This is a genomic window from Burkholderia sp. Bp8992, assembly GCF_003853705.1.
In the GTDB taxonomy this organism is placed as follows: Bacteria; Pseudomonadota; Gammaproteobacteria; order Burkholderiales; family Burkholderiaceae; genus Burkholderia.
This window is the reverse complement of record NZ_QTQI01000015.1, coordinates 184,455-198,940: the sequence shown is the minus strand read 5'-3', so window position 1 is coordinate 198,940 and position 14,486 is coordinate 184,455. Positions and strand designations below refer to the sequence as shown.

General features: G+C 67.2%; 14 protein-coding genes. 12 read left to right on the top strand and 2 right to left on the bottom strand.

The genetic code is table 11. The features are described from left to right. Positions 1-219 precede the first annotated feature (219 nt). Entirely contained in the window at positions 220-729 is a 510-nt protein-coding gene (locus DIE03_RS22480; RefSeq protein ID WP_124454135.1) for a DUF1269 domain-containing protein, read from the top strand. Between the two features lie 63 nt (positions 730-792). On the opposite strand, the gene DIE03_RS22475 is transcribed toward DIE03_RS22480, so the two are convergent. After that, a complete protein-coding gene (locus tag DIE03_RS22475; protein WP_124454133.1) occupies positions 793-1,416 on the bottom strand; it encodes a lytic transglycosylase domain-containing protein in 624 nt (207 codons plus the stop codon). A gap of 524 nt (positions 1,417-1,940) precedes the next feature. Here DIE03_RS22475 and DIE03_RS22470 point away from each other — a divergent pair. Beyond that, positions 1,941-2,720 carry a response regulator transcription factor gene (locus tag DIE03_RS22470; RefSeq protein WP_124454131.1) on the top strand — a complete coding sequence of 260 codons (780 nt, stop codon included), beginning with the start codon at positions 1,941-1,943 and terminating at the stop codon, positions 2,718-2,720. 12 nt (positions 2,721-2,732) lie between these two features. Here DIE03_RS22470 and DIE03_RS22465 read toward each other — a convergent pair whose 3' ends face one another. After that, positions 2,733-3,851 (bottom strand): sensor histidine kinase, encoded by a 1,119-nt coding sequence (locus DIE03_RS22465; protein ID WP_124454129.1) that lies wholly within the window; start codon positions 3,849-3,851, stop codon positions 2,733-2,735. Positions 3,852-4,476: 625 nt separating this feature from the next. Here DIE03_RS22465 and DIE03_RS22460 point away from each other — a divergent pair. The 10 genes from DIE03_RS22460 to DIE03_RS22415 all read left to right on the top strand — a co-directional run bounded on the left by DIE03_RS22460 (position 4,477) and on the right by DIE03_RS22415 (position 14,486). After that, positions 4,477-5,133 carry an SCO family protein gene (locus DIE03_RS22460; protein ID WP_409364429.1) on the top strand — a complete coding sequence of 219 codons (657 nt, stop codon included), beginning with the start codon at positions 4,477-4,479 and terminating at the stop codon, positions 5,131-5,133. Between the two features lie 249 nt (positions 5,134-5,382). Then, a complete protein-coding gene (locus DIE03_RS22455; RefSeq protein WP_124454127.1) occupies positions 5,383-6,057 on the top strand; it encodes a response regulator transcription factor in 675 nt (224 codons plus the stop codon). A gap of 217 nt (positions 6,058-6,274) precedes the next feature. Next, complete coding sequence (gene gspG / locus DIE03_RS22450; protein WP_185658196.1) at positions 6,275-6,691, top strand: type II secretion system major pseudopilin GspG; 417 nt, start codon at positions 6,275-6,277, stop codon at positions 6,689-6,691. A gap of 48 nt (positions 6,692-6,739) precedes the next feature. Next, a complete protein-coding gene (locus tag DIE03_RS22445) occupies positions 6,740-7,942 on the top strand; it encodes a type II secretion system F family protein (RefSeq protein WP_124454125.1) in 1,203 nt (400 codons plus the stop codon). 18 nt (positions 7,943-7,960) lie between these two features. Next, the gene (locus tag DIE03_RS22440) at positions 7,961-9,679 is read left to right on the top strand and encodes a GspE/PulE family protein (protein WP_124454123.1); all 1,719 of its coding nucleotides are present in this window, start codon (positions 7,961-7,963) and stop codon (positions 9,677-9,679) included. After that, a complete protein-coding gene (locus tag DIE03_RS22435) occupies positions 9,660-10,532 on the top strand; it encodes a hypothetical protein (protein WP_124454121.1) in 873 nt (290 codons plus the stop codon). Before DIE03_RS22440 ends, DIE03_RS22435 begins: the two co-directional genes overlap by 20 nt. Further along, positions 10,529-11,059: a hypothetical protein gene (locus DIE03_RS22430; protein WP_124454119.1), complete on the top strand. Its 531-nt coding sequence runs from the start codon at positions 10,529-10,531 to the stop codon at positions 11,057-11,059. The genes DIE03_RS22435 and DIE03_RS22430 overlap by 4 nt, the downstream gene beginning before the upstream one ends. After that, positions 11,056-11,622, top strand: a complete 567-nt coding sequence (locus DIE03_RS22425; RefSeq protein ID WP_124454118.1) for a hypothetical protein — start codon at positions 11,056-11,058, stop codon at positions 11,620-11,622. The genes DIE03_RS22430 and DIE03_RS22425 overlap by 4 nt, the downstream gene beginning before the upstream one ends. Continuing rightward, entirely contained in the window at positions 11,619-12,224 is a 606-nt protein-coding gene (locus DIE03_RS22420) for a hypothetical protein (protein WP_124454116.1), read from the top strand. The genes DIE03_RS22425 and DIE03_RS22420 overlap by 4 nt, the downstream gene beginning before the upstream one ends. Further along, positions 12,225-14,486, top strand: coding sequence for a type IV pilus secretin PilQ (locus DIE03_RS22415; protein ID WP_124454114.1), 2,262 nt, complete (start codon positions 12,225-12,227; stop codon positions 14,484-14,486). It begins immediately after the preceding gene.

The following is a 14,486-nucleotide window of genomic DNA, read 5'->3' as shown; positions in this document are numbered from 1 at the left end:
GCGCTCACGGGCCTGCTGGTCACGACGTTCGCGTTCCTCGGCGTCAACATGTTCCTGTCCGGGCTGCACAGCTACGGGCGGCTCTGAAACGCGCGCGGCGCCTCCTACCGTGTTCTACCCATGCACTTCGGCGAGCATTACCACTACAAGCCGGACGCGTGCCGCACCAGAATGTCTGAAGGGCGTATCGCCGCATGGCGCGGTGACGTGGGAGGAGCCATGAGAAGGGTCTATTTTCTGTTGCCGACGACACAATGCGCGCAGTCGGTCATCGGCGAACTGCTGTCGCTGCGAATCGAGTGGCGCCATATCCATTGCCTCGCGAATCACGACGTGATGCGCGACGGGTTGCCGGAGGCGACGCTCGCGCAACGCAGCGACCTGCTGCCGTCGCTCGCGCGCGGCACCGCGGTCGGCTTCGGGACCGGCATGCTGCTCGGGCTGCTCGTGCTGGTGTTCCCGCCCGACGGTTTGCGGATCGGCGGCGGCATCGTCGTGGCGATCACGCTGTTCGGCGCGGCCTTCGGCGCATGGGTGGCGACGATGATCGGCGTCGACGTGCCGAGCACGCGCCTGAAGCGCTTCGAGGACGGCATCGAGCACGGCGAATTGCTGATGATGATCGACGTTCCGACCGATCGCGTTCACGAGATCGAGGACGCGATCAAGCTTCATCACACGGATGCACATCTGCAGGGCGAAGATCCGACCATCCCGGCATTTCCCTGATCGTCACCTGACCCGTCGGCCGGTGTCACGCCGGCCGCGGATCGTACGCGCGGCGCCGGTGTTTCAATTCGCGGCGAGGAGCCGTTTGTAGCGCGCAAGTACGCGAGGCACGTACTCGCGTGTCTGCGGAAACGACGGAATGCGATAACCCGCGCGAATCACGGCGTTCTCCCCGGCATTGTAGGCAGCGAGCGTGAGCTCGACGTTTTCCTTGAACAGGTCGAGCAGGAAGCGCAGATACCGCGCGCCGGCCAGCACGTTGTCGCGCGGATCGAGCATGTCGCCGCCCGAAAAGCGCCGGGCCGTGTCCGGCATCAATTGCATGAGCCCGCGCGCGCCTTTGTCCGAGACCGCCTTCGGGTTGTATCCCGATTCGACGTCGATCACCGCGCGAAGGAGTTCGGGCGGAACATTGAACGACCGGCTTGCCTCGGCGATCACGTCCGCGAACGACGACGCGACCGCCGATTTCGGCGCGGCACGCTTCGCTTCCGATGCGGCCGGCGCTGCGGCCGCGACGATCACCTTCAGATTGGCCGTGCCGGGTTCGTTGGTCAGGACGATGGCGCCATTGCTCGCCACCGCGCCGAAGATCTGCGCGTGCGCGGCGCACGACCATGCCGAGCCGAATCCCACGCATGCGGCAACGAGCGCTGTTCCCAATCCGGATGAACGGTGGCGGTGCATCTTTTTGGCCTCCTGCACTTGCATTGTTGTGGCCGGTTCATCGGATCGGCAATGGGGCGACCTCCTACACTTCGATGCCGCAAGAGCAGCCGCGGCGGCGATGCAAAACTGTTACGCAAGTAATCGCAGGTAACGCCTGGTAACCGGGAGAAGTTGACGATTCTTACGCGGAACAGTTGTTTTCTGCTCAATGCGCGCGTCGTCGCGGAATGAATCGTTTCCGGCGCGACGGAAGCGATCGGATAGTCCCGCTATCCGTAGTCCTACCGATGCGACGCACAACGTCAAATCGATTCAACTCTGAAACATTCAGGCCGTTGCGCCGCATGTAGGCGGGCGCATGCCGGTCGCGGATGCTCGCGCGCGGCGCACTGGCGCGATCCTTGCTCCGAGCACGAGTGTGACCCGTCGCTCGCGAGATGGGGCGCCAGACCGGATGAAGCAACGAACGAGCGTCCGGCACCGTGCAAACGAGGCGTCGAGATCCGGCGTGGTGCAAGCGCGGAAAAAACTTGGGGGAAGTCGTGAATACTAAATATCGCGTCATGATTGCAGAGGATCACGATCTGCTGAGAAACGGGCTGCGGTCGATGCTTTCCGCACAAGGCGATTACGAAGTCGTCGGCGAAGCGCGAGACGGCAAGGAAGCGTGCCACCTGGCCATGACGCTCGCGCCGGACCTGATCCTGATGGATCTGTCGATGCGCGGGATGAACGGTATCGATGCGAGTGCGACGATCAAGCGGCGGGCGCCGACGATCCGGATCGTCGTGCTCACCGTGCATCAGAACGAGGAGTACGTGCGCGAGGCGCTGCGTGCAGGCGTCGAAGGCTACGTGCTCAAGGATGTTTCGTTTGACGAATTGCTGCTCGCGATGCGCATGGTCATGCAGGGAAAGCGGCACCTGAGCGCGGATGTGTACGGCTACATGGTCGACTCGTTCGTGACCGGCCGCGAAGCGCCCGCGCCCAAGAAGGCGTGGGACATCCTGACCGCGCGCGAACGCAGCGTGCTGAAGCTGATCGCGGAAGGGCGTACGAACCGGCAGGTCGGCCAGTACCTGAACCTGAGCCCGAAGACGATCGAGAAGTACCGGGCGAGCATGATGCACAAGCTCCATCTCGCGAATCTGACGGAACTGGTGCTCGTCGCGATGAACATGGGTCTGCTGACCACGCTCGCGTCCAAGTGCGCGGAACCGAACGTGACCGACCTGCCGGCTCACCCGATCGTCGACGGCGTGCAGGCGCCCGATGCCGTCGCGCGGCTGGACGACTATCCCGCCGGCGGGGCAAAGCACTGAGCGTCGCCGGTGTCAGAGCGGCCAGGTTGCCGAGACGCGCGTGCCCGTCGTGGCGGACGACTGGATCGCGAACGTGCCGCCGTGCGACTCGATGCGATGTTGCATGCCGATCAGCCCGAGCCCCGCCGCGCGCGCGTCGTCCGTCGCAAGCGGATGACGCTCGTAGCCGGCGCCGTTGTCGTCGATCGTCAGCAGCAGCCCGCCTGTATCGTGTCGCAGGCCGAGCACGATTTCGGTGGCCTGCGCATGTTTGACGACGTTGTGCAGCGCTTCCTGCGCGACCCGGAACATGTCCGCCTTCAGATGCTCGGGAATGTCGTCGTCGTCGACGTCGCAATTGAACTCGACCGACAGCGGGCTCGCGTCGCGCTCGATGCGGCGGCACAGCGACGCGAGCGCGGCCGGCAGCCCGAGCCGGTCGAGCATCGGAGGCTTCAGTTCGCCGCAGATCTGGCGCACTTCGCCGATCGTCTCGCGAATCCGCAGCACCGCGACGTCGAGCAGATTCGTCGCGTCGGAGATCTCGCCGCGACGAAGCCGCATGAGTGCGTCCTCATTCATCAGCTTGATCAGCGTCAGTGCCTGGCCGAGCCCGTCGTGCAATTCCGCGGCGAGCCGATGGCGTTCCTTCTGCTGGCCCATCAGCAAATAGGTGTGGCATGCATGCACGCCCGCATCGTTGGCCGCGTCGCCGCGTCGTACGGGTTCGGGCATTGGCGGTTCTTCGAACAGCGTCAGCGACAGTCGGGTGCCGGGCAGTGCCTGCTGATGGATGACGAATTGCACGGGATGGCCGCTTCGCCCGCCGAGCATCGCCGTGAACGAATGATGCTGAAGAGCGGCGCTCGTGGACAGCTCGTTCGCCAGCCCGAGATGGGCGTCGTCGGGTGCCAGGTCGAGCAGGTGCCGACCGACGAGTTCGGTGGTCTTGTAGCCGAACAGCGCAGCGGCGCTGCGATTGACCGATACGAACGCGCCGTCGTCGGCGAGAAGGGCGAGCGCGGCGCCCCGTGCATCGGTGACGACGGTGGCGCGGCGATCGTCGTGACGAAGCGCACTGCGCAGCTTGCGCATCGCATCGATCAGATCGAGCAGCCTGATCCGTGGCCCGTCGGGCTGGCGTTCAGTCATGGTGGCTCCCGAGGTGCATCTTCAGGAAAACGTAAGGTTTCGATCATTCTAGGACGTGACCGACGCGGGCCGCAACATGGGGATTTCGCGCGTTCGTCATAGGGAAATGCCTGCCGCCTGCATCGCGGAACGCGCCGAGCGGGCATGTCCTACCGGCCTTTGGGGGGCGTCATCCCATGACGCTCGCGGGCAACTTCATGACACTTCATGGACGGGGCACGGAATTGTCCGCTGCCTGGCTCGTGTCATGGAGGCTGGTATGAACAGGATCGCCAGATCGACGATGGGCGTATTCGTGGTCGCGAGCGTCGCGCTTGCCGCGGCGCCCGCGTGGTGTGCGTCCGATGGCGGCGCGATGGAGAGCGCCGGGGCAGCGGCGGCCGAAGGTGCGGCGGCGAACATGAGCGCGACGGAAAACCCGGCGCCGGATGCCGTCGACAGCCTGATGGGAAAGGACATGCAGAACGGTGCCGAACATCCTGCCGCAAACGCGGTGGACAGTGCCGCCGGGGATGCCGCCGGGAGCGCCGCCGACAGCGCAGCGATGCCCGCGATGGGGCACGGGATGGAACACGCGATGGAGCCGGCGGCCGAGCCTGCCGCGGGACCCGCGATGACGCCCGCCATCGACGTCCCGGCACAGCCCGCTCAGCCCGCTCAGCCCGCACCGGCCGCGCCTGCCGGTAACGCGGTCGACAAGGCCGGCACACCCGGCACGCTCGGCACCCCCGTGACCGAGGGCGCGACGGAAGCCGCGGGCATGCACATGCATCACGCGATGATGCCGGGCACCCTGCACACGATGGTCCAGTATGCGACGCCGGCGGTTCAGCTCGTGCGCGACGACGGTCAGTCCGTCTCGCTGGCCAAGGAGCTCGACGACGGCCGGCCGGTGATCCTGACGTTCGTCTACACCAGCTGCACGACCATCTGCCCGATGATCAGCCAGACGCTCGAGCAACTGCAGGGTGAACTCGGCGCCGACCGCGACAAGGTCCACATCATGTCGATCTCGATCGATCCGGAGGCGGACACGCCCGAGCGGCTCAGGACCTACGCGGCGCGCTTCGATGCCGGCCCCGAATGGCAGCACTACACCGGGACCGTCGATGCGAGCGTGGCCGCGCAGCGCGCGTTCAACGTGTATCGCGGCGACAAGATGAACCACACGCCGGTGACGTTCGTGCGGGCCGCGCCGGGCCAGGCGTGGCTGCGGATCGACGGTTTCGCGACGCCCACCGAGCTGCTGGCGGCCTATCGCGACGTCGTTGCGTCCAACTAGGGCCCGCTCCCGCGAATCACGGGTTTGCGCCGGCCCCACGAATGAATTTTTCCAGACAGGGAGACGTATCTTTCCGCCCGCACGGCGGCATCGTTCGTCGTTGCAATGGCTACGGCTGTTGCGACCGCTTTCTCCTTGCACGCGCCCAGCTGAAGTCCCCTCGGGGGACGCGCGGAAAGGCACGTTCGCAAGCCCGTCATTAGCGGGAACCGGCCCTGGGCGCCGCGTTTCTGCGAGGGAGCGTCGAAATTGGACAACAAGCATCGTGTGCTGATCGTCGAGGACCAGCATCTGTTGCGGATCGGCCTGAGTCACCTGGTTTCCGAGCTGGCCGACTACTGCATCGTCGGCGCGGCGAGCGGCGGGGTCGAGGCCTGTCATCTCGCCGAGAAGACCCGGCCCGACCTGATCCTGATGGATCTGTCGATGCCGGGCGGCAGCGGCTTCGAAGCAATCGCGACGATCAAGCGCGACGTGCCGCATGTGCGGATCATCGTCCTCACGGTTCATCGCAGCGAAGATGACGTGAGCGACGCTTTCGCCGCCGGTGCGGACGGCTACGTGCTCAAGGACGCGCCGTTCGCCGACCTGGTGCGCGAGATGCGCTTCGTGATGCAGGGCAAGTGCGTGGTCAGCCTCGACGCCTATCGTGCCCGCGTCGGCCTGCATGGGTTGCGCGACGCGAACGCGCACAAGGCGCGCCTGTGGGGTGCGCTGACCAGTCGCGAGCGCACGGTGTTGCGCCTCGTCGTCGAGGGGCACACGAGCCGGCAGGTCGGCGAGTGCCTGAAGGTCAGTCCGAAGACCGTGGACAAGCACCGCGCCAATCTCATGCGCAAGCTCGGCATCGCCAACCTGACCGGCCTGGTTCACTTCGCGATCGACATCGGCGTGCTCGCGCTGAACGACGACGACCATGTGTGAATCCCCTCCATCGGCAGGTTGCCCAACTGGGGGGGAACTACCCATGGGGATGGACGGCACCTCCTACTTCTGGCGCGTACCGGCGTGAACAAGAATGCAATCAACGGCATCGGCAGCGCCGACGCCGCGGGTCGATACAGGGAGGGAAGCCGTGAGCCATGAATCGTCCTCGATACCGGCCGGCGGGCCGGGCCGGCGGCCGCGCGACGAACGAAGCGTGTGCCGTGCATGCGCGAGCCGCGGCTTCACGTTGCTCGAATTGCTCGTCGTGATGGTCATCATCGGGTTGCTGGCAGGGCTCGTCGCGCCACGGTACTTCGAACAGGTCGGCAAGTCGAACGTGAAGATCGCGCGCGCGCAGATCGTGTCGCTCGGCCAGGCGCTGGATCAATACCGGCTCGACGTCGGTTCGTATCCGACCACCGAGGAAGGGCTCGATGCGCTCGTGAACAAGCCGCAAAGCGCAGCGCGGTGGAGCGGCCCCTATCTGCAGAAAGCCGTCCCGGTGGATCCGTGGGATCGGCCCTATCAGTATCGTTCACCGGGCGAACACGGCGACTACGACCTGTTTTCGCTCGGCAAGGACGGACGCGGCGGCGGTACCGGCGAGAACGTGACGATCTCGTCGTGGTAGGGGCGTGGCCACTGTGCACGGCATGAGCAGACCGCAAGGAGAGTCGACGTGAAATTCGTGCTGCGGGTATTCGATACGAGCGGCTCGGTGCAGACGCTGCGAATCGACAGCGATTCGCCGGCGAACGCCGCATCGCTTGCTCGCGCGCGCGGCCTGCGCGTCGTGTCGGTCAACGCGGACGCCGCGCGGCAGCGGCGCGGCGCGAAGCGGTTCGGCATGCCGCGTGCGCGCTTCGACGTCGACATGTTCGCGCGCGAGCTCGCGGCGCTGCTCGACGCGGGTGTCGGCCTCGTCGACGCATTGCGCACGCTCGGCGGCAGCACGCGGCGCGAAGCGTCCGCGCAGGTGTATCGCGACCTGCTGCGACATCTCGAGGAAGGGCAGTCGCTGTCGATGGCGCTCGAGCACGCGAGCCCGATCTTTCCGCCGGTGCTGGTGGCGTGCGTGAAGGCGAGCGAGCAGACCGGCGGACTGGCCGACAGCCTCACGCGCTATTCGGCCAACAGCGCGACGCTGCGCGAGCTGCGCGCACGGGTCGTGTCGGCGGCGATCTACCCGACGGTGCTGCTGTTCGTCGGCGCAGCCGTCGTGCTGTTCCTGCTCGGCTTCGTGGTGCCGCGGTTCGCGACGCTGCTCGAACACAGCGGGCGCGAACTGCCGCTGATGTCGCGGCTGCTGATGGCGTGGGGCGGCATGGTGCACGCGCACGGCGCCGGGCTGGCGGCGGGCCTGGCCGTGCTGGCGGTCGCAGCCGGCGTCGCGCTGCGGCGGCCGGCCCTGCGGATCTGGATCGCCGACCGGCTGCTGGCGCTGCCCGGCATCGGGCAACACTTCCGCGTGTTTCGCCAGTCGCAGTTCTATCGCACGACCGCGATGCTGGTCGACGGCGGCATTCCCGCCATTCGCGCGTTCGACCTCGCTCGCGGCCTGGTCGGCCGAGCGGATCAGGCCGCGCTTGCCGCCGCGCTGCAGCAGATCCGCAACGGCGCGAAGATGTCCGATGCCTTCCAGCAGGCCGGCCTCGCGAACGCGATCGGCTATCGCCTGCTGACGGTAGCCGAAAAGACCGGCGGGCTCGGGCCCGTCCTCGACCGGATCGCCGCATTCCAGGAAGCGCAGGTGTCGCGCACGATCGACCTGATTTCGCGGCTGATCGAACCCGCGATGATGATCGTGATCGGCGTGGTGATCGGCGGCATCGTCGTGTTGATGTACATGCCGATCTTCGAGATCGCATCGAGCATTCAGTAGACCGTCCTGGAGACGCACGTGGACATCGTCACTTCTCCCCTCGATCCCGATCCCGACGCGGATGCCGGCCTGCGCGACCTGCTTCGCACGCTCGGCGAACGCCACGGTTCCGGCATTCGCGCACTCGAGGCGTTGGCGGCGCACACGGCGCTCGGCGCGGACGACATCCGCGAGCGGCTCGCCACGCAGTTCCGGATGAAACCGATCGGCATCCGCGAGCTGAACCGCCTGGAGCCGGATTTCGAGCTCGTGCCGTTCGTCGAGGCGATAGCGCGTCTCTGCGTGTGCCTGCGCGATCCCGACGGCGGCGCGCTGCTGTTCGCGATCGCCGATCCGCTCGATGCGCGCACGCGCGGCTGGATCGAACACCGGATGCGTGCGCACCCGGCACTGCCGTACGGATGGGCGCTCGCGAGCGCCGGCGACCTGAGCGCGTATCTTGCGGTGCGCGAGAAGGACATCCGCGCGATGGATTCGCTCGCGTTCGACGACCCGATCCAGTGCGCGCCCGATCCGGCGTCGCTCGCGCTGACGCTGCAGGGCATCAGCAGCGACGACAGCCCGGTGGTGCGCCTGCTCAATTCGACGATCTACGATGCGCTCAAGATGCTGGCGAGCGACATCCACCTCGAATGCCGGGCGGCCGGCCTGATGATCAAGTGCCGCGTCGACGGCGTGCTGACGGTGGTGGGGCGCGTGGAGGGCCGCGACGTCGCGGATCAGGTGCTGTCGCGCGTGAAGGTGATCTCCGAGCTCGATATCGCGGAGCGCCGCATCCCGCAGGACGGGCGCTTCAAGGCGATGTACGCGGGACGCGAGATCGATTTCCGCGTGTCGATCATGCCGAACCAGTTCGGCGAGGACGCGGTGTTGCGGATTCTCGACCGCTATCAGCTTTCCCAGGCGTCGGGCGGCCTGACGCTCGAGGCGCTCGGGTTCCAGCCGGCCGACACGCGCTTCATGCGGTCGGTCGCATCGATGCCGTACGGCATGCTGCTCGTCACGGGCCCCACCGGCAGCGGCAAGACCACGACGCTTTACGCAATCCTCACCGAAATCAACAACGGGCTCGAGAAGATCGTGACGATCGAGGATCCGGTCGAGTACCAGCTGGGCGAGATCCTGCAGATCCCGGTCAACGAGGCGAAGGGCCTGACGTTCGCGCGCGGCTTGCGGTCGATCCTGCGGCACGATCCGGACAAGATCATGGTCGGCGAAATCCGCGATCCCGAAACCGCGCAGATCGCCGTGCAGGCGGCGCTGACCGGCCATCAGGTGTTTACCACCGTGCATGCGAACAACGTGTTCGACGTGATCGGCCGGTTCACGAACATGGAGGTCGATCCGTACAGCTTCGTATCGGCGCTGAACGGCGTCATCGCGCAGCGGCTGCTGCGCCAGTGCTGCACGGACTGTCTCGACGAGGACACGGTGGACGCGGATGCGCTCGTCCGCTCGGGCATCGACCCCGATACGGCCGGCAGCTACCTGTTTCGACGCGGTACCGGGTGTGCGATGTGCCGCGGCAGCGGCTATCGCGGCCGGCGGGCGATCGCGGAGGCGCTGCGCATGAACGACGAACTGCGGCAACTGCTGTCCGAGCGCGCACCGCTCGGGCATATCAAGGCCGCGGCGCTGCGCTATGGGATGACGACGTTGCGGGCGTCGGCGATCGACCTGGTGAAGCGCGGCGAAACGACGCTCGAGGAGATCAATCGTGTCACCATGGTCGAATGAATCGCTTGCCGTGGGCGTCGGTACGCGCGAGATCGTCGTCGGCGTCCGTACGCGCGCGCCGTGGCGGCCGGGCCGTCGCGGGTTCGTCGCCGAGCCGCTGAGCGTCGTCATTCCCGACGACCAGTTCGGCAGCGAGGCGGGGATGCTCGACGCGCTGCGTGCCGCGCTGGCTCCCGCGCTCGGTGCCGATGCCGATGCTGGCGCGAAGCGGGCGCCGGCGCGCGGTGCGCACATCGTGCTCGACGACTTCTGGTGTTGTCACGCGATCCTGCGCGGAGACTTCCGCGCGCTGCACGCCCGCGAGCTCGAGGAAATCGCACTCGCGCATTTCTCCGACACGTACGGCGTCGCCGCCGAGTCGCTGGTCGCGCGCTTCGACGTGCGGCACGGCGGCCGTGCGCTCTTTGCCAGCGCGCTGCCGCGCACGCTGTACGACGGCATTCTCGGTACGGGCGCGTCCGGCGACGTGCGGATCTGCTGCCTGCGCGCGGCGCTGCCGGAGACGCTCAACCGGTTCGCGGCGAAGCCGGACGGCGACGCGATGCTGCTCGTCGTCGATGAAGCGCTGCTGCAGGCGGTCATGATCGAGCGCGGCGAGTGGGTCGCGTACGACACGCAGCGCCTCTTTCCGGGCGAGTCGGGCGACGCGTCGCGGCTCGCCGAGCTCGCCGAGCAGCTGTTCGAGCGCTCGGCGATGCGCACGGGCCTGAAGCGTGATGCCTGCAAGGTCTATCTGTCCGGCGTCGACATGGATGCCGCGCCGTTCGACGCGCGTTTCGCCGCGGTCGCGCTGCCGGGCCGCGCGGCGCTCGATGGTTCGCCCGCGCGCCGGTTGCTGGAGTACGCGCCATGATCCGCACGCTCGACATCGATTTTTGCCGGCGCCGCGCGCGCATCGGCACCCGCGGCGCGATCCTCCTCGGTATCGCCGCGTTGCTGTGGGGCGCGTGCGCCGTCCGGCTCTGGTACGCGTACGCGGAGAACGATCGCGTCAGGGACAGCCAGGCGGTCGTCCAGCATCGCATGTTCGTGCAGCAACACGTCGCGAAGGCGCCGCCCACCGCGGCTGCCAAGCTCGCGGAAAAGCAGAGCCAGGCCGTGCTGCGCGAATTGACCGTGCCATGGCAGACGCTCTTCTCGATCGTCGAGGACTATCCGGGCCACGACGTCGCACTGATCGGCATCGACCAGAATCCCGCGCAGGGCCAGATTCGCATCACGGCCGAAGCGAAGGACCCGGACGCGATGATCGCGTACCTGAAGTATTTGCAGACGAGTGTCGTGCTGCGCGAGGCGACGCTCAACGGCCATCTCGTCGAGGAGAACGTGGCGGGCAAGCCGGTGCGTTTCCAGATCACGGCCGTCTGGAGGAAATCATGAAAGCCGATCGTTTCGCGGACCGCCTGCTCACGCTTCGCTTCGAGTGGCGGCGCGCATTCGGCCTGCCGGGCCTCGCCGGGCTGCTGATGCTCGGCGCCGCCGGCATCACGTGTGCGGCGATCGCGGGCGTCGAGTCCGACACGCACGCGATGCTGGCGCCGGCCGGGGTGGTGCGCGCGGCCCACGGCCATCGTCCCGCCGAGGTGCGCGACACGGCCGCGGATGCGACCACGCTTGACGCGCTGCCGACGCTCTTTCCGGCTTCGTCGCAAAGCGCGGACGACATCGCATCGATCTTCGAACAGGCACGCGACAGCCATCTGACGCTCGGGTCCGCCGAGTACCAGATGACGACGGAGTCGGGCGGACGCTTCGCGCGCTACCAGGTGCTGCTGCCCGTGAAGGATCAGTACGGCGCGATCCGGCATTTTCTCGCATCGGTGCTGAACAACGTGCCGAACGCGGCGCTGCAGGAAATCCACGTCGAGCGTCCCGCGGTGGGCAGCAGCATTCTCGACGCGCGGGTGCGTTTCGAACTCGTCTATCGGAGCGCCCAGCCATGATCTCCGCCGTCATGAAGCCTGCTTCGCGCCATCGGCTCGCACTCGCGCTCGCGCTGGGTTGCCTCGTCGTCGCCGGCGCCGGATATCGCGTGCTGGTGGCGGCGATGCAGCAACCGGCACCGGCTGCTGCAAGCATCGTGGTCCATCACGACGGTGCGCACGTGGCGTCCGCGCCGACCCGCGCGCGCGTCGCGCCAGCCTCTCATGCCGCGGCGCCTGCGCCCGCGTCGCACGCAGCGGCGGCGACGCCGCGCGACAGGCTCGCCGCGTTGCGTGCGCCTGTGTCGGTCGAAGCCGCACACGATCCGTTCACGGCGTCGTCGTGGCTGCCGCCGCCGCCCGTCGTGCCGCCGCCGCCCGAAACGCGTCCGGCGCCGCCTACCGCGCCACCGGTGCCGTTCGTCTATCTCGGCCAGCAGGATGCCAAGGCGGCGAAGCCGCAGGTGTTTCTCGGCAACGGAGACCAGTTGCTGATCGTTTCGCCGGGTGACGTGATCGGCGGCCAGTATCGGGTCGATTCGGTATCCGAATCGAACGTGGTGCTCACCTATCTGCCGCTGAACCAGGTCCAGATGGTGCTCATTCCAGTGGAAGGAAAGTAAATGAAAACCATACGCACACGGGATGCGCGCCGCGACGGGGACGACGGCCGGTCGACATGCCTTTGCTCCGCCCCCGCGGCCGACGCGCGATCGGTGCCGCCGGTCAACCGGTGCGCGACGAAACGCGCGCTGGCGATCGCCGCGGCGCTGCTCGCCTGCGGCGGCTGTGCGCATGTGCCGAATCTTCACGACGATCCGACCAATGCGCAGGTGAAGATCGACGCATTGCACGACCGCAAGGAAGCCGTCGACGAGCTGCTCGACAATGCGGACGCGTTTCGCCAGAAGAACGAGTTCGACGACGCGGCGCGCTCCGTCTACATGGCGAAGCAACTCGATCCCGCCAGCGAGCGCGCGCGCCGGATCGGCACGATGATCGACCAGGACCGCAAGCATCTTGCGATCCTGCAGGAAGCCGACCGCATGATGAAGCGCGGTTCGTACGCGCAGGCGGCCGAACGCGTGCATCGCGTGCTGGTCGAGGATCCGGCCAACACGATGGCGGCGCAGATGCAGGCGGAGCTCGACGAAAAGCGCCGCCAGCAACATGCGGATCGCGACGACAAGCTCGCGGCGTCGTCGATCATGCGCACGCCGGTGTCGCTGCAGTTTCGCGACGCGAACGTGCGGATGGTGTTCGAGGCCTTGTCGCGGACGTCCGGGCTGAACGTCATTTTCGATCGCGACGTGCGCGCCGATCTGAAGACGACGATCTTCGTGCAGAACGCATCGCTGCAGGACACGGTCGACATGATCCTGTTGCAGAACCAGCTCGACAAGAAGCAGATGAACGCGAACACGCTGTTCATCTACCCGGCGACGCCGGCCAAGGAGCTCGAATACCAGGAGCTCAAGGTGCGTACGTTCCAGCTGTCGAACGTCGACGCGAAGCAGGTCCAGTCGCTCCTGAAGAGCCTGTTGAAGGTGAAGGAGGCCGTGATCGACGAGCGCGCGAACACGGTGACGATCCGCGGCACGCCGGACATGATCAAGGTCGCCGAGGAGATGATTGCCGCCCAGGACTTGCCGGAGCCGGAAGTGATGCTCGAGGTCGAGGTGCTGGAGGTCTCGCATGACCGGATGTCGCAACTGGGCATCAACTGGCCCAGCTCGTTTACGGTGTCGACGCCGAGCTCGGCCGATACCTGGGGTGTGCTGCACCATCTGCCGATCAATGCGCTGAACGTCAGCAGCCTGTCGGCCACCGCGGACTTCAAGCTGACCGATACCGACGCGAATCTGCTCGCGAGTCCGCGCATCCGAGCGCGCAACAAGGAAAAGGCGCGCATCATGATCGGCGACAAGGTGCCGGTGATCTCGAGCTCGAGCACGCCGAGCACCAGCGGCCCGTCGTTTACGCAGATGATCCAGTACCTCGACGTGGGCATCAAGCTCGAGGTCGAGCCGCAGGTCTATCGCGACGGCGACGTCGGCATCAAGCTGAATCTCGAAGTCAGCAACATCACCAACACGATCTCGAGCGGCAACTCGCAGGGACTGAGCTCGCTCGCCTATCAGATCGGTACGCGCAGTGCGTCGACCAGCCTGCGGCTTCGGGACGGCGAAACGCAGATCATGGGCGGCCTGATTTCCGACGAGGACCGCCGCAACGCGAACAAGGTGCCGGGTCTCGGGCAGTTGCCGGTGCTCGGCCGACTGTTCTCGGATCACGGCGGCGATCACAAGAAGACCGAGATCGTGCTGCAGATCACGCCGCATATCGTCCGGCCGCAGGTTGCGGCGGATGCGGACACGCAGGAAGTGTGGTCGGGCACCGACGTCAACGTGCACGCCGACCAGCTTCGACTCGATCCGGTGATGCTGAGCGCGGAGGCGGCGCCCGCGGCGCCGGAGGCCAAGGTCGTTCCGGGCAGCGTGGGCGGCGGGACCTCGGGTCGTGCGGCGCCGTCGCCGCTGGAGGCCGCGGCGAACCGCACGCAAGCGTCGCCGGGGACCGGCGCGTTCGGGCAGCTGCCGGCCGCCCCGCGCACGACGCCGCCGCCTGAACCGTACGGCGGGCGGTTCTCGCGTCCTCAGCCGGCGCTCCCCGCGCCGGCCGCCGGGACCGGCGGGGCAGCCGCGGCGGAGCAGCCGGCCGCATCGGCGGGCAACGAAGTCGCGCCCGCGCCGGGCACCACCGTGACGCCGGTTGCGTCGCCTGCGCCGGCCGAGCAGGCTGCCGCGGCGGCCCCGCCCCCGACGCTGCAGATGCCGGCGGGCGACATTCCGAGCGAAAACCCGCTTCGCCCGGTCGGGAAGTGA

Coding starts and splice junctions, on each gene's coding strand:
- DIE03_RS22415 (WP_124454114.1), top strand. CDS start 12,225: ATGAAAACCATACGCACACGGGATGCGCGCCGCGACGGGGACGACGGC.
- DIE03_RS22480 (WP_124454135.1), top strand. CDS start 220: ATGAGAAGGGTCTATTTTCTGTTGCCGACGACACAATGCGCGCAGTCG.
- DIE03_RS22430 (WP_124454119.1), top strand. CDS start 10,529: ATGATCCGCACGCTCGACATCGATTTTTGCCGGCGCCGCGCGCGCATC.
- DIE03_RS22425 (WP_124454118.1), top strand. CDS start 11,056: ATGAAAGCCGATCGTTTCGCGGACCGCCTGCTCACGCTTCGCTTCGAG.
- DIE03_RS22465 (WP_124454129.1), bottom strand. CDS start 3,851: ATGACTGAACGCCAGCCCGACGGGCCACGGATCAGGCTGCTCGATCTG.
- DIE03_RS22475 (WP_124454133.1), bottom strand. CDS start 1,416: ATGCACCGCCACCGTTCATCCGGATTGGGAACAGCGCTCGTTGCCGCA.
- DIE03_RS22420 (WP_124454116.1), top strand. CDS start 11,619: ATGATCTCCGCCGTCATGAAGCCTGCTTCGCGCCATCGGCTCGCACTC.